This window comes from Neptuniibacter halophilus, from assembly GCF_030295765.1.
In the GTDB taxonomy this organism is placed as follows: Bacteria; Pseudomonadota; Gammaproteobacteria; order Pseudomonadales; family Balneatricaceae; genus Neptuniibacter; species Neptuniibacter halophilus.
In genome coordinates this window covers 2,844,103-2,866,604 of the sequence record NZ_AP027292.1, presented here as the reverse complement: position 1 = coordinate 2,866,604, position 22,502 = coordinate 2,844,103, and the positions used below count along the sequence as shown (strand labels likewise).

General features: G+C 54.3%; 18 protein-coding genes. 11 read left to right on the top strand and 7 right to left on the bottom strand.

The genetic code is table 11. The annotated features are described in order from the left end of the window. Positions 1-105: 105 nt before the first annotated feature. From QUD59_RS13355 to QUD59_RS13345, 3 genes are read right to left on the bottom strand one after another with little or no spacing between them, the layout of a single operon-like run. Positions 106-738: a gamma-glutamylcyclotransferase gene (locus QUD59_RS13355; protein ID WP_286237588.1), complete on the bottom strand. Its 633-nt coding sequence runs from the start codon at positions 736-738 to the stop codon at positions 106-108. Then, positions 735-2,204 carry a DNA recombination protein RmuC gene (locus QUD59_RS13350; RefSeq protein ID WP_286237587.1) on the bottom strand — a complete coding sequence of 490 codons (1,470 nt, stop codon included), beginning with the start codon at positions 2,202-2,204 and terminating at the stop codon, positions 735-737. The genes QUD59_RS13355 and QUD59_RS13350 overlap by 4 nt, the downstream gene beginning before the upstream one ends. Before the next feature lie 6 nt (positions 2,205-2,210). Continuing rightward, the gene (locus tag QUD59_RS13345) at positions 2,211-2,570 is read right to left on the bottom strand and encodes a hypothetical protein (protein ID WP_286237586.1); all 360 of its coding nucleotides are present in this window, start codon (positions 2,568-2,570) and stop codon (positions 2,211-2,213) included. Positions 2,571-2,697: 127 nt separating this feature from the next. Here QUD59_RS13345 and QUD59_RS13340 point away from each other — a divergent pair, with 127 nt between their 5' ends. The 7 genes from QUD59_RS13340 to QUD59_RS13310 all read left to right on the top strand — a co-directional run bounded on the left by QUD59_RS13340 (position 2,698) and on the right by QUD59_RS13310 (position 9,036). After that, entirely contained in the window at positions 2,698-3,744 is a 1,047-nt protein-coding gene (locus tag QUD59_RS13340; protein WP_286237585.1) for an ion channel, read from the top strand. A 211-nt stretch (positions 3,745-3,955) separates the two neighbouring features. Beyond that, positions 3,956-4,594, top strand: a complete 639-nt coding sequence (locus QUD59_RS13335; RefSeq protein WP_286237584.1) for an O-methyltransferase — start codon at positions 3,956-3,958, stop codon at positions 4,592-4,594. Then, positions 4,594-4,998 carry a hypothetical protein gene (locus QUD59_RS13330; protein WP_286237583.1) on the top strand — a complete coding sequence of 135 codons (405 nt, stop codon included), beginning with the start codon at positions 4,594-4,596 and terminating at the stop codon, positions 4,996-4,998. Before QUD59_RS13335 ends, QUD59_RS13330 begins: the two co-directional genes overlap by 1 nt. Positions 4,999-5,026: 28 nt before the next feature. Next, entirely contained in the window at positions 5,027-7,342 is a 2,316-nt protein-coding gene (locus tag QUD59_RS13325) for an intermembrane phospholipid transport YdbH family protein (RefSeq protein ID WP_286237580.1), read from the top strand. A gap of 30 nt (positions 7,343-7,372) precedes the next feature. Then, positions 7,373-7,573: a YnbE family lipoprotein gene (locus tag QUD59_RS13320; protein ID WP_286237579.1), complete on the top strand. Its 201-nt coding sequence runs from the start codon at positions 7,373-7,375 to the stop codon at positions 7,571-7,573. A 13-nt stretch (positions 7,574-7,586) separates the two neighbouring features. Continuing rightward, entirely contained in the window at positions 7,587-7,922 is a 336-nt protein-coding gene (locus QUD59_RS13315) for a YdbL family probable chaperone protein (protein ID WP_286237577.1), read from the top strand. Positions 7,923-7,986: 64 nt separating this feature from the next. Beyond that, on the top strand, positions 7,987-9,036 hold the full coding sequence (locus QUD59_RS13310; RefSeq protein ID WP_286237575.1) for a lipid A deacylase LpxR family protein: 1,050 nt from the start codon (positions 7,987-7,989) through the stop codon (positions 9,034-9,036). On the opposite strand, the gene QUD59_RS13305 is transcribed toward QUD59_RS13310, so the two are convergent. Beyond that, a complete protein-coding gene (locus QUD59_RS13305; protein WP_286237574.1) occupies positions 9,037-10,830 on the bottom strand; it encodes a sensor domain-containing phosphodiesterase in 1,794 nt (597 codons plus the stop codon). It abuts the gene before it with no gap. Positions 10,831-11,089: 259 nt separating this feature from the next. Between QUD59_RS13305 and QUD59_RS13300 the strand changes: the two genes are divergently transcribed. Continuing rightward, the gene (locus QUD59_RS13300) at positions 11,090-12,781 is read left to right on the top strand and encodes a diguanylate cyclase (protein ID WP_286237573.1); all 1,692 of its coding nucleotides are present in this window, start codon (positions 11,090-11,092) and stop codon (positions 12,779-12,781) included. A 47-nt stretch (positions 12,782-12,828) separates the two neighbouring features. Here the strand turns inward: QUD59_RS13300 and QUD59_RS13295 are convergent, their stop codons facing one another. Beyond that, positions 12,829-14,823: a TonB-dependent copper receptor gene (locus tag QUD59_RS13295; protein ID WP_286237572.1), complete on the bottom strand. Its 1,995-nt coding sequence runs from the start codon at positions 14,821-14,823 to the stop codon at positions 12,829-12,831. 330 nt (positions 14,824-15,153) lie between these two features. Here QUD59_RS13295 and gcvP point away from each other — a divergent pair, with 330 nt between their 5' ends. Both gcvP and QUD59_RS13285 read left to right on the top strand, forming a co-directional pair. Further along, on the top strand, positions 15,154-18,054 hold the full coding sequence (gene gcvP, locus QUD59_RS13290; RefSeq protein WP_286237570.1) for an aminomethyl-transferring glycine dehydrogenase: 2,901 nt from the start codon (positions 15,154-15,156) through the stop codon (positions 18,052-18,054). Positions 18,055-18,267: 213 nt separating this feature from the next. Then, a complete protein-coding gene (locus tag QUD59_RS13285; protein ID WP_286237569.1) occupies positions 18,268-18,966 on the top strand; it encodes a substrate-binding periplasmic protein in 699 nt (232 codons plus the stop codon). Between the two features lie 166 nt (positions 18,967-19,132). Here the strand turns inward: QUD59_RS13285 and QUD59_RS13280 are convergent, their stop codons facing one another. Together QUD59_RS13280 and QUD59_RS13275 are read right to left on the bottom strand one after the other, a co-directional pair. Next, entirely contained in the window at positions 19,133-20,188 is a 1,056-nt protein-coding gene (locus QUD59_RS13280; protein WP_286237568.1) for an Ldh family oxidoreductase, read from the bottom strand. A 100-nt stretch (positions 20,189-20,288) separates the two neighbouring features. Beyond that, a complete protein-coding gene (locus QUD59_RS13275; protein ID WP_286237567.1) occupies positions 20,289-21,143 on the bottom strand; it encodes a LuxR C-terminal-related transcriptional regulator in 855 nt (284 codons plus the stop codon). 245 nt (positions 21,144-21,388) lie between these two features. Here QUD59_RS13275 and QUD59_RS13270 point away from each other — a divergent pair, with 245 nt between their 5' ends. Continuing rightward, entirely contained in the window at positions 21,389-22,294 is a 906-nt protein-coding gene (locus tag QUD59_RS13270) for an EamA family transporter (RefSeq protein WP_286237565.1), read from the top strand. Positions 22,295-22,502 lie beyond the last annotated feature (208 nt).

Sequence of the window (22,502 nt, the reverse complement as noted above, 5' to 3'; positions counted from 1 at the left end):
ATTTTCCTGCTGACTTTTTTCAGGCCCAAAAAAGCCAGCAGCGGTGTATGAATCCGCTTCAGTTTGATCAGCAACAGGGCAAGAGGAGGTGCAACGAGCCGTTGTTCAGCGGTAGCTGTAGCCGCAGTCGATCTGACGCCAGTTGGTCAGTTCAGGATGGTCTGTGAGGTAGCAACGCAGGCTGGTACAACCGTCGGCAAGGAAGCTCTGATCAAGAAAGTTATCCAGAACCGCCGCGCCATGGCCTTCGGCAGCCTGCAGGCAGAAAGCGAGATACCGGGGGAAAGGCAGAATATCATTGCGCCAGAGTTTACCCGTATAGTACTGGCCCACCCGCTGCTGGTATTCAGCCTCATTACGGCACTTCTGCCGACGATAGTAATCATCACTGGATTCGGTACAGATCCGCCCCCGGGCACGCTGGCCTTCGGCATCCACACTTTCTACTTCAACCCACTGAAAACGGTGCTCACGCTCATAGAGCTGTGCAAACTCAGCATCGCTGCACTCAAACTGCGAGCAGATAATCTCCGCTTCCGGGTGCGCCTGAGTGGCACAGGAAGCAATTTGCCGTGCCTCTGGGTCGGCACCATGACGGCTGAGAAAAACCACACCGACTTTATTAAAGATACGGCGGTAGCCGGGCACCCTGACCAGACGAAAGTTCTTCAGCCCCGGCACGGTCTCCCGGGCTGAGCGCTCAGATAAAAGTGAGCCGTAGCCCAGCACTGAGATCACTGATCACTCTCCTGCGCCTGCTCCAGCAGTTCGTTGGGCAGCTTTTTCTTCGCATCAGCCCCCAGCCGTTGCAGCATACTGACCTGACTGACCAGATTACCGCGTCCGCTGACCAGACGCTTATGCGCCCGTTCATAGGCTTGCTGAGTGCGTTCGATATTGCGACCGATCTCATCCACCGCTTCCACAAAGCCAACAAACTTATCATGCAGCTCACCACCACGCCGGGCGATCTCTTTGGCGTTCTGATTCTGGTGTTCATAGCGCCAGATATTGTGGATCGTGCGCAGCGTAACCATCAGCGTTGCCGGGCTGACCAGCATAATGTTACGGTCAAAGGCTTCCCGGAACAGACCCGGCTCCCTTTCCAGTGCCAGCAGAAAAGCCCCTTCAACCGGAATAAACATCAGTACGAAGTCGAGAGAACGCACCCCTTCCAGCGATTCATAGGCTTTACTGCTCAGCCCTTTTATATGGCCGCGTACAGACAGCAGATGCTCGCGCAGAAAACGCTCCTGCTCCTGCGCAGTCTCTGCCGAACAGTATCTTTCATAAGCGGTGAGGGAGGCCTTGGCATCAACAATGACATCTTTACCATCCGGCAGGCGGATCAGCGCATCGGGCTGATATCGACGCTCCTGCTGTGACAGAGAAACCTGCAACTCAAACTCATGCCCCTTACGCAGACCCGACGCTTCCAGCGCGCGTTCCAGCACGATTTCACCCCAGTTACCCTGGGTTTTGTTCTCACCTTTTAAGGCCTGGGTCAGGTTAATTGCATCTTCGCTCATCTGCTGATTGAGCTTTTTCAGTTGGCCAATCTGCTCATACAAAGCCCGGCGGTCTTTGGCCTCTTTATCGTAGACATCTTCTACCCGGCGCTTGAATTCACCCAGTTGCTCGCGCAACGGATTGATCAGGTGCCCCATATTTTCTTTATTGGTTTCAGAGAAACGCTGGGATTTCTCTTCAAAGATCCGGTTCGCCAGATTCTGAAACTCCTGCCGCAGTTGCTCCCGCGCCTGTTCCAGCGTTTTCAGTTTGTCGGCATGCGCTGTCTGTTCCGCTTCAAGCCGGGTTTCCAGCTCGGCAACCACTTCACAGCGATCCGCCAGTTGAAATGCACTCTGCTCCAGTTTCTTTTCTAACTGACGTTTTTCATTCAGGGTGGTGCTAAAGAGCGGTTCCAGACTATGCAGCCGCTCTTCGAGGCGGGTACGTTGCAGATCTAACTGATGCTGTTCAGCTTGCTGATGCTGAAGCTGCTCACGCAGATGCGCCAGTTGCCCTTCGGTTTCAGTCTGGGTTTGTTCCAGTTGCTGTAACTGACTGATCAACCGTTCCTGCTCATCCTCCAGCCGACGCTTCTGTCCGGCCATCAGGATGGAGCTCAGTAACACGGCCAGCGCCGCACCGGCCAGTGCGGCCAGCAGCAGGGGAATCGGAGCGTCCAACAGGGTCTGCAAGCGAGCTTACCAGTAGAGGTAGAGAACAGGCATGGAGAGCAGCACCAGCGGAAACATCAGCCACACGGCTTTAAGATCGCCGAGCATCCGCTGAATCACCACCACATGAATCACCGGGAAGGTGATAAACATACACAGCAGCGGAATCCACCAATCCAGATTACTGAAACCATACGCCATGGAAAACAACAGGGTTACGGCTGCCAGGTTACCCGCCATAATCACCTTGACCATTCCGTTGCGGCTGCGCAAAGACTCAGGTTTATCCTCTTCAGGCAGCTTATTCAGCGCTCCGGCACTCAGCGCTGCAGACATTGAAACCATACCGGTTAACAGAAAAATAATCAGAGGGTCGATACTCGGCACACGCAATCTCCACAAATACACAAGATAAAGTCGGCATTGTACGGCTTTTACCCTGTTCTGTTAAAGGGTTAGCTGTGCTCAGGAAAGCACGTTAGAATCTGCCAAACCCTGAGACTAACGGATTTGTATGCTGCTGTTTAAAAGCTTACGCAAGCTGGTCTATCGTCATTTCAAGGAGATGAAATGGCAGGCACTGCTGGCGTTACTCCTGCTCTACGGCCTGAGCTGCTGGCAACTGCTCAGCCTTGCCGGTGAAGAAGCCCTGACCGGGCCGGATTTTCTGTACTGGCTGGTCGTTACTGCCTCGACCGTCGGTTATGGGGATCTCTCCCCGACGACAGCCGAAGGTAAGGCTCTGGTCGCCTTCTATATTATTCCTGCCGGGCTTGGTCTGTTTGCCCTCACCGTAGGTAAATTTGCCGCATTCAGCGCTTTTCAGTGGAGAAAAGGAATCATGGGTCTGAAACAACTCACACTTAATAACCATATTATCGTCGTCGGCTGGAACGAACAGCGCACCCTGCCCCTGTTACAACTGCTGAAAACCGAAGCGCGCCAGCATATGAACCGGGATATCTGCCTCTGTGTCGCCGAGGAGATGGAAAACCCGATGCCCGGTATCATCGAATTTGTCCGTGCCCTCTCACTCAACGATGAAAACGGGCTGCTCCGCGCCGAGATTGGTTCTGCCTCTACCATTATCATCGACTGTCAGCAGGATGATCAGACCCTGAGCGCAGCGCTGAACATTTTCAATCTGAATCCATCCGCCCATATCATCGCCTACTTCCGCGATGAAAACCTGAGCAAGCTGCTGAAACAACACTGCCCCACCATTGAATGTACCCCTTCGGTCTCTACCGAAATGATGGTCAAATCAGCCATGGATCCGGGTTCCAGCCTGCTGCACCATGAGTTACTCAATGCCAGCACCGGTATGACTCAGTATTCCGTGGTGATGCCTGAAAACATGCCGGAGATCTCAGTACGCGACCTATATATCCCGCTGAAGGAATACTATGCCGCCACGCTGATCGCCGTGGATCTGGACAGTGATGGCAAACCGGAAATCAACCCCTCTCTTGATCAGCGGGTAAAACCGGGCTGCACACTCTACTATATTGCAGACAAACGCCTTAAGGATCTGGACTGGGCCAATCTGGCACGCCGCTGAGCCTGTCACTAATCTCAACCCTGGCGCTGCCCGCTAAGAGGCCGTTCAAAGCGAAAGCAGTTATCCGTCAGCGTCCGGAAAATGCTATGATACGCGGCTGATTTGCCCCCCGGCCCGGAACCCGTAAAGGTATCCGGGCTACACGGGCGCCTGACCTGATATAATCGCCGCTGGTCCTTAACCACCGGCCCTGAATTTAGAGAATCTGTACGTGGAATTTCTGGTAAACGAAGCGGTCGAAGACTACGCCTTTCTCAGCACCTCACCTGAACCTGAGCTGTTGCAGGAACTGATCGACGAAACCAACAAAAACATGGGCTGGCCACAGAAGCTGTCTGGCCGACTGGTGGGGCGAACCCTTAAATTCCTGACTCAGCTGCACCAGCCAAAAAATGTGCTCGAGATCGGCATGTTTACCGGCTACTCCGCGCTCTCAATTGCCGAGGGCATGCCGGAAGATGGCAAGATCATCTGCTGCGAGACCAATCCGCGGGCCATCGAGTTTGCCCAGACTTTTTTTGATCGCAGCCCCCACGGCCACAAGATCGAAGTGATCTTCGGCCGCGCCATCGACACACTGGAAACGCTGGATATGGAGCTGGACCTGACCTTTATCGATGCCGATAAGCGCAACTACCTGAACTACTATCACAAGGTGCTGGAGATGACCCGTCCGGGGGGCCTGATCATCCTCGACAATATGCTCTGGTCCGGCAAAGTACTGCAACCTGAGTCCGAAATCGACGACGTACTGGTCGATCTGAACAAGGAGATTGCCGCTGACCCACGGGTAGAAAACATCTTCCTCACCGTGCGTGACGGTATGAATGTGGTCCGGAAGATCCGTTGATGCCTGCCCTGCTCAGTGCGATCGACACGCCGGAACCCACACTGACATTTCCAGATCAGGCTCCGGCCAGACTGGCAGGCGACCAGCGTCTGATTCACACCGCAGATCAGTTGCTGCAACTGTATCTGGCCTGCGAGGCACAGTCACCGCTGATGCCGCTGCTGACCCGGATTCGGCAGCAACTGCAGGAAGATCTGGATCAGGTTGAAACCGTAGCCGAAGTTTATGGTCTTATGTACTGGCTAATGGAAGATTATGCGGTGGATAACCGCGGTGAATCACTGGAAGAAACCGCCGACCGGCTCGGCGATATTGATATCGAGAACGACAGCGACCAGTATGGAGACCTGATCTTTCATCTGAAGGACGCCGTAGAACGACTCTACGATCTGGAACTGGAATAACTCCTCTGAAATAAGGACAGCAGAGAGCATGCAAAAACGCCGCTGGATACCCGGAATACTCGCTCTCCTGCTGTTGATTCTGCCAGCCGCACTCTACCTGCTCTCCCCTTTTCTGGCCCAGAAAAGCCTGCAATACTGGCTGGAGGAACAGCAGTTTTCTGCGGTTGAGCTGGAGATGCAGCCGCCCTCCTGGAACCGGCTTCACATCGAGCGACTGGCGCTGAGCAAAACCGATCAGCACCGTGAAGTGCGGATTGAGTCGGGCCAGATCCTCCTCAGCTACAACCCCGTCGAACTGTTCCTTAACCAGCGGGTCGAGCAACTGCTGCTTCCCCGGTCTGATATCACTATCCGTTACCTGCAACCGATCAGCGATGAGACCGATAACACCAGCATACTGGATCTGAGCCACTATCTGCCCGAACGCTGGTTCGGCAAACTACCGGTAGATACCCTGCGTATTGGCGAGCTGAATCTGAAGCTGGATGCCCCTGAAGGCGACAGTGACTGGTTCCTCAGCGGCGCCCTGCTGCTCACCGCTGATGAGCTCAGCAGCCGGGTTCACTTTCAGCGTGAACAGACCGATCTGGGCTGGGCCGACCTCACGCTGGATCACAACAACCGGATCAGCCTGCAGATGCTGGATCAGGGCACACCCTTCCTGCGTATGGAGGGGGAACTGGATTACCAATCAGGTCTGACCCTCAGCTCACGCCAGCGGATCAATCTGCAGGGCCTCAGCCACTGGCAGGAGAAACTCTCAGGCATGACGCTGCCGGCCCTTTCCGGCGAACTGAAAAGTGAAGCGGTCAGTCAGTTCCCCCTGCGCAGCACGTTCTCTCCCGATGCCCTGCTGCAGAGCATTCAAAGCCAGCAGCAGATCAGCGGTACGGTTTACAGTCAGCAGCCTTCCCTTGCCGATCTGAAACTTCAGCTACAGGGTGACCTCAACTTTTCACTACGCCAGTTAGACCTGAATCTGGCGGAGACAACACAGTTTGAAATCACCGGGCTGCAACACTCCAGCCTGAGCAAGCCGGTAGACAGCATCCGCATCACGCTGCAAGCACCTGCCAGCCTCCAAACAGACCTCAGCCCGTTGCTCGCCGAAGCACCACTTGAACCTGAGTTGTCTGCCCTGCAATTCAGCCTCAGCAGTAGCAGCGTGGCACTACAGGATGGACTGATCATCGAACCACTGTCCGCAGAACTGTCGCTGAGCGAGATAGATCTGCTCAACCAAAACCTCCATGGCACCCTGATTACCGCACCGGTTCAGTTACAAAAACCCGGACAGCCGCTCCCGCCATTTCAGGCCAGCAGTCAGTTTCAGCTTAAGAGCAACTTATTGAAGCAGCAGTTTTCGCTGACCATGCCTGACCTGCCTGTCCGCCTCAATGGCAGCGGGCAAACCGACATAAACAAGCACCAGACCCGTTTAAACTGGCAGCTCAAGCCCTTAAAACTGACCGAACTGGTGCCGGGGTTAAAACCCTATTTCAAACTCCCCCCTGAACTCAGCCTGCAATCCGGCAGCCTGTTTCACCGGGGCAACGGGCAGATCGACCCGTCCGGTTTCACGGCCCGCCTCGATAACAGCATCCGCGCGGCGGATCTGGCCTGGGATGAAACGCCACTGGAAGGGCTGAATCTGGATTCAGTAACCCGTATTAGTGCCGACGGCAGTATCCGGGATACAGGCAGTATTAAGCTGCACCGGGTTACAAATGGAATCGAGGCTACCAAACTGAGCAGTCGTTACCGATTCAGTCAGCGGCAGGGAAAAAGCCAGTTAACTCTGGAACAGAGTGAAGCTGAACTGTTACTGGGTAAGGTTCGTTTTGCCGATCTGACCTTCTCACTGCAGGAGCCGGATATCCGCACCGAGGTGCAGATTGAAGCACTGGATCTGGGCGAAATCCTGAAACTTGAACGGCAGCAGGGCCTGTCGGGCGAGGGCAAGCTCAGTGGCAGCTTCCCGCTGCGCTATAGCGCAGGTGAGTTTACCGTCAGCGACGGCCTGCTGAATGGCGATGCGCCCGGCGGACGGATTCTGTTTGAACCGACCGCAACCGTGCAGGCTTACGCCGCCGCCAATCGCGGCCTCGCGATGGCTATTGAGGCCCTGCGGAATTTTCACTATGAACAGCTTGAGATCCGCCTGAATTACCTCGCCGATGGTACAGCCCTGCTGAATACCCGGCTGAAAGGCAGCAACCCGGACTGGCACAACGGCCACCCGGTGGATTTCACAGTGAATATTGAAGAAAACATACCTAAGTTAATAAAAACGCTACAGTTTGCGGATAAATTGACGAAGACAATCGAGAAGCGTTACCGTTAAACGTAATGTGCTTAAACCGAGGAACAACCCATGAATCTGAACCAGTTACTTCCCACCGCAGCCCTGCTCTCAGTGCTGACGGTTGTAAGCGGTTGTTCACCGCGCGTGGAGGTGGCGGTGCCAAACGAGCCCATCACCATCAACCTGAATGTTAAAATTGAACATGAGATTCTGGTTAAAGTGGATCGCGAGATCGACGACCTGCTCTCTGAAAACAGCGACATCTTCTGACGGGGTATACACCATGACAAAACTACGCAAAATTCTGACCGTATTTGCCCTGGCGTTCTCCCTGTTCTCAGTGCCCGCATGGGCGATCAGCATGGATGACGCAAAGGCAAAGGGCCTGATCGGGGAACAGGTAAATGGTTACCTCGGTTATGTTAAAAGCCCCAGCAGCAGCGTCCGGGCCATGGTTGAAGCGATCAACAATAAACGTCGCGCAGCCTATAACAAAGGCGCAAAAAATGCCGGCGTAGAACGCAATGTCTTTGAGATACGCATGGGTCAGCGCCTGCAGGACCGGGTACCTCCGGGCCAGTATATCCAACTGCAAAATGGTAACTGGCAGCGCAAATAATCCAGCCCCGAATCGGTCTACGGCAGCCGGCTGAGGCTGCCGTCACTTTATAAAGGATGATACTGTGTTCCGAACCCTGCCACTGATAGCCGGTATACTCATCAGCAGTCACAGCCAGGCAGCCACTCAGGATGACGCGCCCTGGACCTTCAATCTCTACTTTGAAAACGACCTGTTTGCCGAAACCGACCAGAATTATACCAACGGCGTCCGGGTTTCCTGGGTCTCGCCCAATGTGGAAAGCTACCTTGAGGATGAACGCCTGCCCTCCTGGGTTGGCGAACTCTCTGATTCCCTGCCACTGTTTGACCCGCCCTCAAGCAGTGACGATCCGGTCCTGAGAAATGTCGTTGTCACATTGGGGCAACAGATTTATACCCCGCAGGATATCGACCGGGCCACGGTCGATCCCGACGACCGCCCTTACGCAGGCTGGCTCTATGGCGGCGTCGCCTACCACAGCCGTACCCGCAATCAGATGAACAGTGCGGTGCTTAATCTGGGCATTGTCGGCCCCTGGGCACTGGGTGAAGAAGCGCAGGATCTTATCCACGATATTCGTGGCTTTAAGAAATTTAACGGCTGGGATAACCAGTTGAAGAACGAACCCGGCATCCAACTGCTGTATGAACACAAAAACCGGATCAATAAAGGCCGACTCACGCCGTTGCTGGCCTATGACCTGATACTCCACGGCGGTGGCAGTCTGGGTAATGTGGCCACTTACCTCAATGCGGGTGCGGAGCTGCGGCTTGGCTGGAACCTGCCGCAGGATTTTGGTACCTCAGCACTGCGCAGCGGTGGTGATAACAGTGCACCGGGGATCGGTGATGGTCGCTATCAGCGAGGCAGCCGTAACAGTAATCTGGGTCTGCACGGATTTATCTCTGCCGACGGCCGCTGGGTGCTGCGGGACATTTTTCTGGATGGAAATACTTTTCGTGACAGCCATTCCATCGACAAAGAGTCGCTGGTTGGCGAAACCGCGATTGGCATCGCTGCCCTTTACCACGGCTGGAAGATCTCATTCGCACGGGTCCACCGCAGCCGCGAGTATGCCGGGCAGGAGGAAGGTCACACCTTTGGCTCACTCAGCCTGAGTTATTCTTATTAATCAGGTTCCAAGCTGTTTTAACAGTTTACTGAGCGGCATCGGCCGGGCGAAGAGGAAGCCCTGCATATATTCACAACCGGCCTGTCGCAGATATTCCGCCTGACGCTCCGTCTCAACGCCTTCCGCCACCAGCTCCAACTGCAAACCTTTTGCCAGACCCATAATCGACTGGGTAATGCAGCGGTCATCCTCGGAATCCGGCAGGCCATCGACAAAAGATTTATCGATTTTCAGCTTGGTCACCGGCATATGTTTGAGGCGTGAGAGCGAGGAATAGCCGGTACCAAAGTCATCAATCGCCAGCCGGATACCCAGATCAGACAGGGATTCCAGTTGCGAACGCACCAGCGCCGAATCCTGACTGATCAGCTCTTCGACAATCTCCAGCTCCAGAGACTCTGCGGGTAACTGATACTCCTGCAAAATGCACTGGATCTCTTCGCTCAGAGCCGGATCGTACAACTGTTCGGAGGAGATATTCACCGAAACCCATTTAACACCGGGGTGGGTCTCTCGGATACTTTTTATATCCCGGCAGGCCTGATGCAGCATGTAATGGCCAAGCCGTCCCATCAGCCCGAGTTTCTTCGCCAGCGGCAAAAAATGGGCAGGCGGGATACAACCTTTCTCCGGATGCGCCCAGCGTACCAGCGCTTCCAGACCTATCACCTGCAGAGATTCAGAAGCATAAATGGGCTGGTAGTGCGCCACTAACTGATCGCTATCGAGCGCGGCAATCAGCTCACTTTCCAGTGAGCGGCGTATCTGCATCTGATCCAGCCACTCTGCCGAGAAATATTTAACACCACCCCGGTCTTCCTGTTTAGCCCGGTACATTGCCAGTTCTGCGCAACGCATCGGACTACCCAGTGTGACCGAGTCCATCGGATAGACAACCACACCGGTACTGAAGCTGACCTTGATTTCGGCGCCTTCTGCAACGTTGAGAGGTTTTTCCCCGATCTGTTTCAGTTTTTCCAGCAGATCGTTTAATTGCCGGCGACTTTCAAGCTCAGGAAACCAGATCGCAAAATTATCCCCGCCCAGACGGGACAAGCGGCAGGTGCTCGGATTTGTTCGTTTAATCAACTCCTCGGCCACTACTTTGAGCAGCGTATCCGCCACCTTATGCCCGTAGTCATCATTGATGGAAGCAAAGAAGTCGAGCCCGGTCAGAATCAGTGCCCTGACCCGGTCAGGATCCGGGGAGTCCTGCAGATCAAAATCGAGACGTTTCTGAAAATAGGGCCGTTTTTCCAGACCGGTCAGCGGGTCACATTGTTCAAGAAACTCCAACTGTTCGCGGTCTTTAAGCCAGGTTTCCTGCTCATTCAGCATCGAGATGCAGTCCGCCAGCGATGCCACATAAGACATCTCCGCCATATCCCAGGTGCGCTTCTCCCCCACCTGCTCAAGACAGATCACCCCCTGTAATTTGCCCGCTGCAAAAATCGGTGCATCGAGCATGGAGTAGATATTATTGGGCGTCAGGTAATCCGGGGTAAATTCAGATGTTCGTGGGTCAGTCCGGGCATCATCCACCCGGATGATCCGGTCTTCCGTAATGGCTTTAAAGTAGGCGGGGTAATCTTCACGGAAGAGCTCAGTGCCACGCAGAAACTGATCTTTATCGAGCAGGTAGAGCAGCTCACATTGAATCCGCTGATGATCCGGGTCGAGTTTCCAGATCCCTACCCGGGAGATCTTTAGCTGCTGGGCACAGGCACGGGCAATGCGTTTCAGTTTGGCGCGACGCGGATAATCAATAAAGCCATGGCTGTGAATCAGTGACATCAAGGACTGATGTAAATTGATTAACTTTTCATCTGACGCCATGACTGCTCCCGACTACATAAACGCACAACGTACATACAACTCCCTGCCACGGAATTGTAGCACTGTTTTTCACTTATAACCGATAGGGTTATTTAAAGTTTAGAACAGGTATAAGTAAAACAGAAATACCCTTGCCTTTTCCGCTGTAAAAGCTCCTACTCTTAGCTAGAATCTAATTAACATAAGACGTACCTCTGTATATAGCCAGGCGGGGCAGGTGAAACTTTCAAACAAACTTCTGGTAGTTCAGGCCATCTTTATCGTCCTCCTGATGGGCGGCGTAGCCGCGACCGTGGTCACGCTGGGTTTGCCGGAGGTACGTAAAATCGAGCGTGATAACCAGATCGGGGATATTCACAGGGTCACAAACAGCCTGAATAATCAATTGATCAACCTCGGCCTGCTGGCAAAGGACTGGGGGCACTGGGACGACACCTTCCAGTATGCGCAGACCCCCTACCCTGAGTATGAAAGCTCAAACCTTACCCCCTCAACGCTCGAATTTAACCAGACCGACCTGCTGCTGATCGTCAATCAACAGAACCGTGTTATCTGGCGTATGGCCACAGAGCAGATGGGTGATCTGAACCAGCTTGAACTGACCCGCTCACTGCAACTCCCGCCCGACCACATACTGGCCCGTCCCGCGTCGGAAGCAAAATTTGAGGGTATTGTGCATACCCGCCAGGGGCCTCTGTTGCTCGCGGGCAGTCCAATTCTGACCAGCAATGCGGAGGGCCCCCGTCGGGGCACCATCTTTTTTGGCCGCCTGCTGAGTCAGGCCATGACCGAAAAAACGGCCATACAACTGGAGATCCCGTTCTCCCTGAGCAGTTCGCAGGCACACCTCGCTGAACCTCAGGTCAGGTTTATATCTCCGACGCAGATTCATACCCGGGACATACTGCCTTTTGCCAACAGTGATGAGCTGACCCTGCAGATCGATATTCGTCAGGAACGTCCGTTCTACCAGCAGGCTTTGCTGGCAATACGCTATTCGATGCTGACCGTACTCGTCATCGGTCTGCTGGGTTGCCTTATCACCTACCTGCTGTTGCACCACCTGCTGATCGACCCGATTCAGCGTCTGCAGAAACAGGCCGAGCAGTTCAGAAATCACAACCACCGCCATCAGAACTTCCAGATCCTGCGCCGGCATGATGAGTTAGGTGACCTCTCAGCCTCTTTCGCAAATATGGCAACCGAGCTTTCACACCATGTGCATCAATTGCAGAAAGAACGTAACGATCTGGAAGTCGCGAGTAACACCGACCCTCTCACCGGGCTGCACAATCGCCGCTACCTTGAGGAGTACATGAGCGCCGACCGCACATGGGAGCGCAATACCACCTGGTCATTCTTTATGCTGGATCTGGATCTCTTCAAGCAGATCAACGACCAGTACGGTCACGATGTGGGCGATGTTACCCTGCAGCAGTTTGCTGCACTGCTGCGCAAGGAGTTCCGGGAAACCGATATTCTGGTGCGCAGCGGTGGGGAAGAGTTCACTATTATCTGTCAGCACACCAACCTTTCAACCGCAGAAAACATTGCCGAAAGGCTGCTCAAGCGAGTCGAAAGCTTCCGTTTCGGCCCCGACAACAGTATTCAGGTGACCTGTTCAATAGGTTTCTTCAGCCTGCCGGTTGCCGACAAGGCATATGGCATACAACACTGGCCGAAGATGCTCAGGGTGGCGGATATCGCCCTGTATGCCGCCAAATACAGTGGCCGCAACACCTGGATCGGTCTTGAAGCCACTACCGGTTGTGACGCGGGACAATATCCTGATCAGGGTCAGGATATTGTCCACTGGCTGAAGGAGAACAAACTCACCCTCTCCTCGGCGCTCTCACCGGGCAGAATCCACTGGTTCCGCAGCCCAATCGGCGAAACCAGTGCCCACTGACAGCACAGCGCTACCGGAGCACACCGCTATTCCGCCTTCTGTTCTCATCAGAACCGGCCACTGAGACGCAGCCAGATATTCTGCCCCGGCTCACGCACCTGAACCGGATCCGGATCAAGCAGGTAATCACGGCTCTCATGCAGGCTATAGGCGCGGTCGAACAGGTTATCCACGCCCAGCGCTACGATCAGGCCACTACTGGCCTGATACTCGGTATGCAGATTTACCAGACCGTAACCCGGTGTTTTGCGCACATCCTGACCGCCGCACTCAGGATCTGAACTCAGACACACCGAGTTTTGCCCGGCGACCAGCTTCCATTCCACTCCGGCCTTCCATTGAGCGCGCTGATAATCCAGTGAGGTGGTCAGTTCCAGCGGCGAGATCCGTGACAGAGGCTGATCAGTATCGCTGTTCTCACCCTCCATCCACACCAGTGCACTGCCCAGCGTCCAGACCGGGCTCAACTGATAGCTGATTTCGGCTTCAATCCCATAAAGGGTAGCCTCCACATTACGGTAGAGGTCATTGCCCGCCGAGCGGTAGCGCAGAATGTAGTCATCCACCCGGTTATACCAGACGCTCAGGGAGCCGTTGAGTTGCTCCCGCTGAGTGGCCAGTACCAGTTCCAGTTGATGGTGTTTCTCCGGCTCCAACTGCGGATTACCGATCCACTTAGCCCCCATCATCGGCGCTTTGGCGATATACCGTTCGGTCGCATCTGCTGTCCGCACGCTGCGGGATAATGTGGTCTCGAGGGTGTACTGCGGATTCAGGCGGTGGGTCCATGTAGCGAACCCGCCCAGATTGTTCTCATCACTGGCGGTTTCAGTAACGCCATAAAAGTGGGTGTAGCGGCTCAGGGGCGTCGAACCGCCAAAGGTCTCTGAGGCACGTGAAGCGCTGGCTTCAACCCGGTCGTAGCGCATTCCGGCCTTGAGCACATTGTTCTGATTCAGGGCTTTCTCGCCCTCAACAAAGAATCCGGTCTGATCGATCTCAACCCCCGGCCACTGGGAAAATGCCGCCATCCCGGAAGAGGTACTATAAGCCACAGCCGTGCGATCGTTATTCTGCAGATCGGCCCCAAAAGTCCAGTCGATATCGGCCGCATGTGCATCCACAACAATCCGCATCCCTTCTGTGTCAGAACTCGACGGAGAGGTCATCATCGCGTTCTCCATCAGGTGAACCACATCCGACTGATAGGCTTCCACTCTGAGCTGACGCAGGCTGCTCCGGGTAAACTGATGCTCCAGTTTTATTCGCGTGTTTTCTGCATCGGCGTAAGGGCTGTCCATCGCCGCACCGGGAAACAGTACATCCTCTTCATCGGCTTTTTCAAAACTGGCCTGCAGGGTGGTGTTCGCACCCAGCCGGATACCGGCTAACAACGCATTCGACTGGCTGTCATACTTCGAGTTGACCTCATTTCCATCGCCGTCTTTGTAGTTTTCCGATTCCCCTTCGTGGGCGATAAACCGCAGATAGCCCTGATCACCGCCCAGCATCAGGTCAGCGCCCAGCTCCCACTGCTCGCCGTTGGCGCGGTAACTGCCTGCCAGTTCCGCGTTGTAGCCCTTTTCATCGATCATCAGCCAGTCGCGTTCAAACAACACCGTGCCGCCGGAACCACCGCCCCCATAAACCACCGTGCGGTTGCCTTTAATCACGGTTACCCGGTCATAACTGTCCACTGAGGTATAGGCCGTCGGCGGGTCCATCCGGTTGGGGCATCCGCCATGGATATAGCCGCCATCCAGCAGAATGTTTAACTGGGTCTGGCTCTGACCGCGAATCACCGGATCCAGCGCCCGCCCCCCCATACGCACTGCGGAAACACCGGTCAGGCTCTGCAGCAGCTCTCCCCCATCGGCCACCGGTGCTGCCTTGACCCCGGTTGTGCGTTCGCGGACTGCAGTTTCCAGATAGGGTAAGCCCCGGTTGATCTCAATCACCATTGAGTGATCCGTATCCACCTCCGCCAGAGCAACATCCGAAACCACTGCTGCCACGGCGAGGGAAAGTATCTGCCTGTTCATGCACACCCTCCATCAATAAGCTAAAACTGAATGGGCGCAGATTCTAATGGCCGGGCCAGCAGAACGGGATGTGACACAGTGACGCGCGACAAGTCGTCGCAAGGAGGCCATGCCGGTTGGCACATTCAAACGGCAACGCACAAAAGCGCACGATAAGAAATAACAGTTTCCTAAAATAAACTTTTGACTATTTTCTATCACAAAAACGTCAAAAAACCGGTATCATTAGGCTCTTTTTTGAACACCTAAAGCACACCATTGATAACCAGGACCGCAGCGATGCTGTCGCGCAGCACGAAGACGGTCTGAAAATATACAGGTAACACTAAGATGCCTTCACAGAATCAGGCTCCTCTCTCTGTACTTGAGCAAAAGGATGCGTTTGTCGCGCGCCATATCGGTCCTTCCGAATCGGAACAACAGGCTATGCTGGCGGAACTCGGCGTAGCTGACCTGGACACTTTGATTGAACAGACCGTACCCGGTGCGATTCAGGTAAAACAGCCGATCGATCTGGCTGACAGCCGCTCTGAAGATGAAGTGCTCGCTTACCTTAAAGCTGTTGCCGCTAAGAACAAGATCAACACCTCCATGATCGGCATGGGTTACACCGATACCATCGTGCCGAATGTTATCCTGCGTAATGTGCTGGAAAACCCGGGCTGGTACACCGCTTACACCCCTTACCAGCCGGAAGTTTCTCAGGGACGTCTGGAAGCGATCCTGAACTTTCAGACCATGATCCTCGACCTGACCGGTCTGGATCTGGCCAACGCCTCACTGCTGGATGAGTCCACCGCAGCAGCCGAAGCCATGACCCTGTGTAAGCGTATGGCTAAAGCGAAAAAAGCCAACACCTTCCTGGTTGATAAAAACGTTCACCCACAGAACATCAGCGTGATCCAGACCCGCGCGGAACCCCTCGGTTACGAGGTTGTGGTTGGCGATGTGACCGAGCTGCTCGACCAGCACGAAGTCTTCGGTGTACTGGTTCAGTACCCGGGCACTTACGGCGATGTAAACGACTACGCCGAGCTGATCAACAAAGTACACGACAAGAAAGCCCTGTTCTGTGCCGCCGCTGACATTATGAGTCTGGTACAACTGAAATCACCGGGTGAGCTGGGTGCCGATATCGTATTCGGCTCAGCGCAACGCTTTGGTGTACCCATGGGTTACGGCGGCCCGCACGCGGCTTTCTTTGCTACCCGCGATGCTTATAAGCGCTCCGTACCGGGTCGTATCATCGGTGTTTCTGTAGATACCCGCGGCAACAAAGCCCTGCGTATGGCGATGCAGACCCGTGAGCAGCATATCCGCCGTGAAAAAGCGACCTCCAACATCTGTACTGCGCAGGTACTGCTGGCGAACATGGCCGGTTTCTACGCGGTTTATCATGGGCCGCAAGGCCTGAAGACCATCGCCGGTCGTATCAACCGTCTGACCACAATTCTGGCTAAAGGCCTGCAGGCGAAAGGCGTAGAGCTGGTTAATGAAAGCTGGTTCGATACCCTGAGCATCCAACTGGATAACGCCGACGCGGTCTATCAGGCTGCGCTGGATGCGGGCATCAACCTGCGCCGGATCGACGACAAACAACTGGGCATGACCTGTGACGAGTGCACCAGCCGCGACACCATCAACCAGCTCTGGGATCTGATTCTGGGCGCAGGCCATGGCCTTGATCTGGACCAGATCGATGCAGAGATCGCCGCGTCCGGCGAAACCAGCTACCCCGCATCTTTGATCCGCGAAAGCGAGATCCTGCAGCACCCGGTTTTCAACAGCTACCACAGCGAAACCGAAATGCTGCGCTACCTGAAGCGTCTGGAAAACAAAGATATCTCCCTGACCCACAGCATGATCGCGCTGGGCTCCTGCACCATGAAGCTCAACGCTACCGCCGAGATGATCCCGGTGACCTGGCCTGAGTTTGGTCAGTTACACCCCTTCGCGCCGATCGATCAGGCTCAGGGCTACAAACAACTGATCGATGAGCTGGAAGAACAGCTCAAAGCGATCACCGGTTTCGACGCCGTCTGCATGCAGCCAAACTCCGGCGCACAGGGCGAGTACGCGGGCCTGCTGGCGATCCGTAAGTATCACCAGTCCCGTGGCGATGCACATCGTAATATCTGCCTGATCCCGACCTCCGCCCACGGCACCAACCCGGCGTCTGCGGCACTGGCGGATATGAAAGTGGTTCTGGTTGCCTGCGACAGCAAAGGTAACGTTGACGTAGCCGATCTGAAAGAGAAAGCCGAACAGCACAAAGATGAGCTGTCCTGCCTGATGATCACCTACCCGTCTACCCACGGTGTGTATGAAGAGAGCATTAAAGAGATCTGCCAGATCGTTCACGATAACGGCGGTCAGGTATACATGGACGGCGCCAACCTCAACGCTCAGGTGGCGATCAGCCAGCCTGCCGCGATTGGTGCTGACGTCTCTCATATGAACCTGCACAAAACCTTCTGTATCCCGCACGGTGGCGGCGGCCCGGGCATGGGCCCGATCGGCATAAAAGCCCATCTGGCACCCTTTGTTGCCAACCACCCGGTACAGAGCATCGAAGGCCCTGACCCGGAAAACGGCGCGGTATCTGCAGCACCCTGGGGCAGCGCTTCTATCCTGCCAATCTCCTGGGTTTACATCGCCCTGATGGGAGGAAATGGCCTGCGTAAAGCGACTGAGCTGGCGATTCTGAATGCCAACTACATGGCGAAGAAACTGGGCGAACACTTCCCGGTGCTCTACACCGGCCGTAACGACCGTGTTGCCCATGAGTGCATCATCGACATTCGCCCGCTGAAAGAAACCTCCGGCATCACCGAAGAAGATGTGGCCAAGCGTCTGATGGACTTTGGTTTCCATGCGCCCACCATGTCCTTCCCGGTAGCCGGCACTTTGATGATCGAACCAACGGAGTCTGAATCCAAAGCTGAACTGGATCGCTTTATCGAAGCGATGGCCCAGATCCGCGAAGAGATCGGTCAGGTTGAAGACGGCGATATCGATCCGGAAAACAACCCACTGAAACACGCTCCGCACACCCTGGCCGACCTGATCGACCCGGCATGGGATCGCCCATACAGCGTTGCTCAGGGTGCATTCCCGGTTGCCCGCCTTAAAGAAAGTAAGGTGTGGCCAACGGTGAACCGTATCGACAACGTCTACGGCGACCGCAACCTGTTCTGCTCCTGCATTCCGGTTGAGGAGTACGGGGAGTAATTCCGCATTCTTGTCGACTTAGAATAAAAGTTCTGACAAAACGCACAAACGGGCCTGATGGCCCGTTTTTTGTTCACAGGCTATATCAACGTGCTTTACACCTCCAGCGGTGGAAAATCTCACGCCCGCTCCGAACCGGTATAAACTGTAAAGGCATGGATAGCCACATTTGGGAGTTGCATGGAGCATCTCTGCCGCTTTGGGTTCTATTCAATGTTTAAACTTATAAAGAACATACCTTTTTTGCTGGCGCTTCTGATGATGAATGCGCACGGCGATGATATGCCTGTTCTTGAGATTGGATTTTTAAAGGACAACCGAACAAGTCAAAAAATGGTTAAGTTCTTAACCAGGGTATATGGACGTGCGGAGATTCCTGTGACCTTCATTGAGGTGCCTGTACGCCGTTCTTTATCTTCAGCAAACCGGGGAACCTTAGCGGGCGATGTGGGCCGGGTCGCCGGCATTGACAAGGAATACCCGAATTTAGTCCCGCTTCCTACACCCGTCTTCTACATAAGAGGGCGCGCTTTTTCTCTCCGGCCTGAACTGCCCGAAATCAACCAGTGGGCCGATCTGCATGACTACCATGTAGGGATTGTGCGCGGGGTCATTTATTCTAAAAAAGGCGTGGAAAACAGGGTAAACACAATCATCACCGCACATGATAATGTGCATTTGTTTAAGCTATTGATAGCTGGACGAATTGATTACGCGATTACAGAGTCTGATATAGCTGAAGAGCTGCTGAAGCGTGATTTTGCCGGAAGTGGGATATATGCCAATGGCAAGGTACTTTTCGAGGGCGTGCTGTATCACTACCTTAATAAGAAATATGAAAAGCTTTTCCCGGTCATCGATCAAGCGATTAAAGAGATTCATAAAGAAGAAGCAGTGCTTAAACCTCATTAACACTACGAAGTCGCTGTAAAGAGTTAGTAGAATCTCGCACTTTAGCTATGGGCTGCTGGACTGAGGTTCTGGCGTAAAACGCTGTCCACGCATCTGGTTAAACCACCCGAGTATCCAACGTATCGAGATAACTACCTTTTAAAACGCTCTGAATTCAAAGCCGATTTCAGCCAGCCCTGAAGGGGTGATCCACCTTCAGTTGATCCGCCAGTGCGATCAAATCCTCAATAATGGCTGGCTTAAGCGTTAATCCTTCCTGCAACTGGCGCTCACGCCTTTGCATAGCCTGCTCTCCGGGTACTCTCACTGGCGGGTCGGATTCCGCAACCTCAGCCCGACGACAGAGCGATACCAATTTTTCAGATTCACGTATAAAGCCTTCGAGGCTGCCAAAGGCCGCCGGGTCCCATACCTGAATAAACACCGAGTTTTCTTCGCTGTAATCCGGGTTATCGGCCCGGCCATAATTAGCCAGAGCCATCGTCATTACCTCACTCCAGAGGCATAACCCATATCCCTTATAGCCATGCCCCAAACCACCCAGCGGCATAATCGCCCCTTTGGGGTCTGACCAGTATGCCGCCGGATCACGGCTGGGGTTTCCGGCGGCATCCTTGAGAATCGCCTCATCCAGCAGCACCCCGTCACGCTGTGCCTGAGCCACTTTGCCTTCGGCTACCACTGACAGACTCATATCGATCAGGATCGGCAGCCCCTTCGTCGGTGCAGCAAAGGCGAACGGGTTTGGCGAGAACACCGGCTCATGGCTCCCATGCGGTGAGACACACCGATCCCCCGGCGAAGAACAGATCATCTGCACCACCAACCCCTGCTCCACCGCCTGCAAGAGGTAGGCAGCAAGGCAGGCAATGTGCTGGGCATGGCGGATCACCATACTCACCTGACCAAACTGTTTTGCACGCTCGCAGGCGAGGCTGAGTGCAGACCTGACCAGATAGGGCCCCGGTAAATTGTTCCCGTCCCAGCTTATAACCGCACCCCGGTCCACCAGCACCTCGGGCTCTCCGTCACAGCGGGTTTCGCCACTTAACAACCAGTCTATATTGCTCTTTATCCGGTTCAGCCCGTGGGTACTGAAACCCAGCAAGTCTGCTTCCAGAAATACTTCAGCGAGCACTCCGGCACGCTCCCGGTTTAATCCGGTCTGCTCGAGCAAACGGGTGGCAAACGCCAGTAGATCTTCGTATCGATACGTTGTCATAGGCTCTCCAACTGATTCTGCCCTGATGCTACACACCCCGAAGGTAAGAGGCTAATCAAACCAGACACATCAGCGCCCTCTGTATAAACCTGCGATCTTCTCAGGCGGCCCGGGTCAGATAATCATCCAGATAGTTCAGGAACGCATTAAACAGACCGAAGTGGGTCGAGGTGTTTAACCGGGCGTTGATATGCTTACGATGCACTTTCACGGTAGCCACACTGATGCTCAGCTCCTGAGCGATCATTTTGGAGCTGTAGCCCTGCAACAACATGGCCGCAATCTCCTGCTCCCGAGGGGTGAGGATGCCATGACCAAATGAGCCCATGGCGCTGTCCAGCAGACCATGTCGGGCAGTGGTGGGGATATAATGTTCACCCTGACTGATCCAGAACTGCTGACACAACGCTTCAATCAGCGGAAACATCTGCTGCAGCCGGCTCATCTCCTCCCGATAGACTTCACCCAGCTCTTCCCGACGTCCCAGACCGATAAAGAAAGCAATCTCCTCAGACACCTGAATCCGGATCACCACCTCATCCACAAACGCCAGGAATCGGTAATAACGCTGGTAATACTCGGTCTCAGTAATCGCGCCGTTAAGCAGCTCGGAGTAGCGGAAGACCTTTTTCCCGGCAGTCACCTCTTCATGCAGCGAGAGATCTAACAGGTATTCTTCCAGAAGGTAATTATTGAAGCAGGGGGAGTGATTTTCGCTGCCCTGAGGGTAAACCAGATTGGGCTTTTTCCCGGCAGAACAAGCCAGCATCGTGACATCATCATAGCGACAAAGGGAATACAGGTACTCAGCCAGAACCCGGGGAAAGCTCTGCAGACGAATGTGATGGATCAATTCGGAAAGGCCCGCACATGATTCTTCCACCGGCGGATTAAACATTAAGGCACCTCCCTTCAACCCGGTTTCCTGCCCCGCTTCAGGAGCCGTGTAGTTCATTGAACTACTCATTATACACAGGCGTTATCGCCGAAAAGTCCCACTAAAATTACCTTCAGGTAAGCAGGATATTATCTGTGACAGGCCAGTCACTGAGACAACCTAAACCCCAGATTCCACAGATAGTTATTGCATCGCAATCTGGTCTATACCAAAATCCATATCCCGGAAGCTTTCTGTACACGGCGAATAACTATGCCCCCGCTCAGCACGACTTTATCCCTTAAACCCCTCGGCCAACCCGCATGAGTCTGTTAGCTGCGCTGTTACTGACCGTCTCTGCATTGCTGCATGCCGGCTGGAATCTGCTGGGGAAAAAGGTTCAGCCTTCTACCGCGTTCTTTCTGCTGGCGAACAGCGCTGCCTGTCTGGCCGTCAGTCCGCTACTGCTGATCTATTACCCCAGCTTTGCTGACTTTCCGTTTGAGGTCTGGTGGTTAATTCTGCTCACCGGGGCATTTCAGGCGGTGTATATGTGGGGGCTGGCAGGCGCTTACCGGCATGGCGCAATCTCTGTTGCCTATCCGCTGCTGCGCTCACTGCCCATTCTGTTTGTCGCCCTCTTCGCATCAATGCTGAATCAGGGCAGCGAACTGAGCCTGAGTACCTGCTTCGGCATGCTGCTGATTGCCAGCGGTTGTTTTCTGATTCCGATACCCACGTTGCGACATATTCAGGTATCGACCTTTGTAAATCGCTCCTGTCTGTTCGCGCTGATCAGTGCAGCAGGCACTGTCGGTTACACCCTCACCGATGACCGGGCACTGGCACTGTTGCGGAATACTCAGGAATCGGGGCTGAGCACGGCAGAGCTCAGTCTGCTCTACCTGCTGCTGGAAAGTATCAGTTGCTCACTCTGGTTACTGATGTTTGTTCTGACCGAAGCGAACGGCAAAACCGACCTGCGTCAGGTAATCAGCGTTCAGCCGGGGACTACTACCATTACCGGACTGGCGATGATCGCCACCTACTATCTGGTACTGATCAGCATGGCCTATGTCGACAACGTCAGTTATGTGGTGGGCTTTCGCCAACTGAGTATCCCGATTGCGGTGCTGCTGGGCATCTACCTGTTTAACGAATACCGAAGCCCCTTCAAACTGATCGGTACCGCGGCCACCTTTACCGGTATTGTCATGATCAGCCTCTAAGATCCCTCTCGGCGCCGGCATTGGCTAAATGGATAACCCCGGATGAGCTCTGCTGGCCTCCATATCAAATAGACCAAACCGATATAAAAAATAGAATCTATCGATTTGTTCGAATAATAACAGACCGTTACTGTACCTGCTTATGGAGAGGTTGCGGCAGTTACAGCGCAGTAAACAACCTCTGGATAACGGAAAAACCGGCGGCCCT

What these genes read in the sequence shown, in the direction of transcription:
- QUD59_RS13340 (WP_286237585.1), top strand. Translation starts at nt 2,698, where the DNA reads ATGCTGCTGTTTAAAAGCTTACGCAAGCTGGTCTATCGTCATTTCAAG.
- QUD59_RS13330 (WP_286237583.1), top strand. Translation starts at nt 4,594, where the DNA reads ATGCCTGCCCTGCTCAGTGCGATCGACACGCCGGAACCCACACTGACA.
- QUD59_RS13325 (WP_286237580.1), top strand. Translation starts at nt 5,027, where the DNA reads ATGCAAAAACGCCGCTGGATACCCGGAATACTCGCTCTCCTGCTGTTG.
- QUD59_RS13320 (WP_286237579.1), top strand. Translation starts at nt 7,373, where the DNA reads ATGAATCTGAACCAGTTACTTCCCACCGCAGCCCTGCTCTCAGTGCTG.
- QUD59_RS13315 (WP_286237577.1), top strand. Translation starts at nt 7,587, where the DNA reads ATGACAAAACTACGCAAAATTCTGACCGTATTTGCCCTGGCGTTCTCC.
- QUD59_RS13305 (WP_286237574.1), bottom strand. Translation starts at nt 10,830, where the DNA reads ATGTCACTGATTCACAGCCATGGCTTTATTGATTATCCGCGTCGCGCC.
- QUD59_RS13295 (WP_286237572.1), bottom strand. Translation starts at nt 14,823, where the DNA reads ATGAACAGGCAGATACTTTCCCTCGCCGTGGCAGCAGTGGTTTCGGAT.
- gcvP (WP_286237570.1), top strand. Translation starts at nt 15,154, where the DNA reads ATGCCTTCACAGAATCAGGCTCCTCTCTCTGTACTTGAGCAAAAGGAT.
- QUD59_RS13285 (WP_286237569.1), top strand. Translation starts at nt 18,268, where the DNA reads ATGTTTAAACTTATAAAGAACATACCTTTTTTGCTGGCGCTTCTGATG.
- QUD59_RS13280 (WP_286237568.1), bottom strand. Translation starts at nt 20,188, where the DNA reads ATGACAACGTATCGATACGAAGATCTACTGGCGTTTGCCACCCGTTTG.
- QUD59_RS13275 (WP_286237567.1), bottom strand. Translation starts at nt 21,143, where the DNA reads ATGAACTACACGGCTCCTGAAGCGGGGCAGGAAACCGGGTTGAAGGGA.
- QUD59_RS13270 (WP_286237565.1), top strand. Translation starts at nt 21,389, where the DNA reads ATGAGTCTGTTAGCTGCGCTGTTACTGACCGTCTCTGCATTGCTGCAT.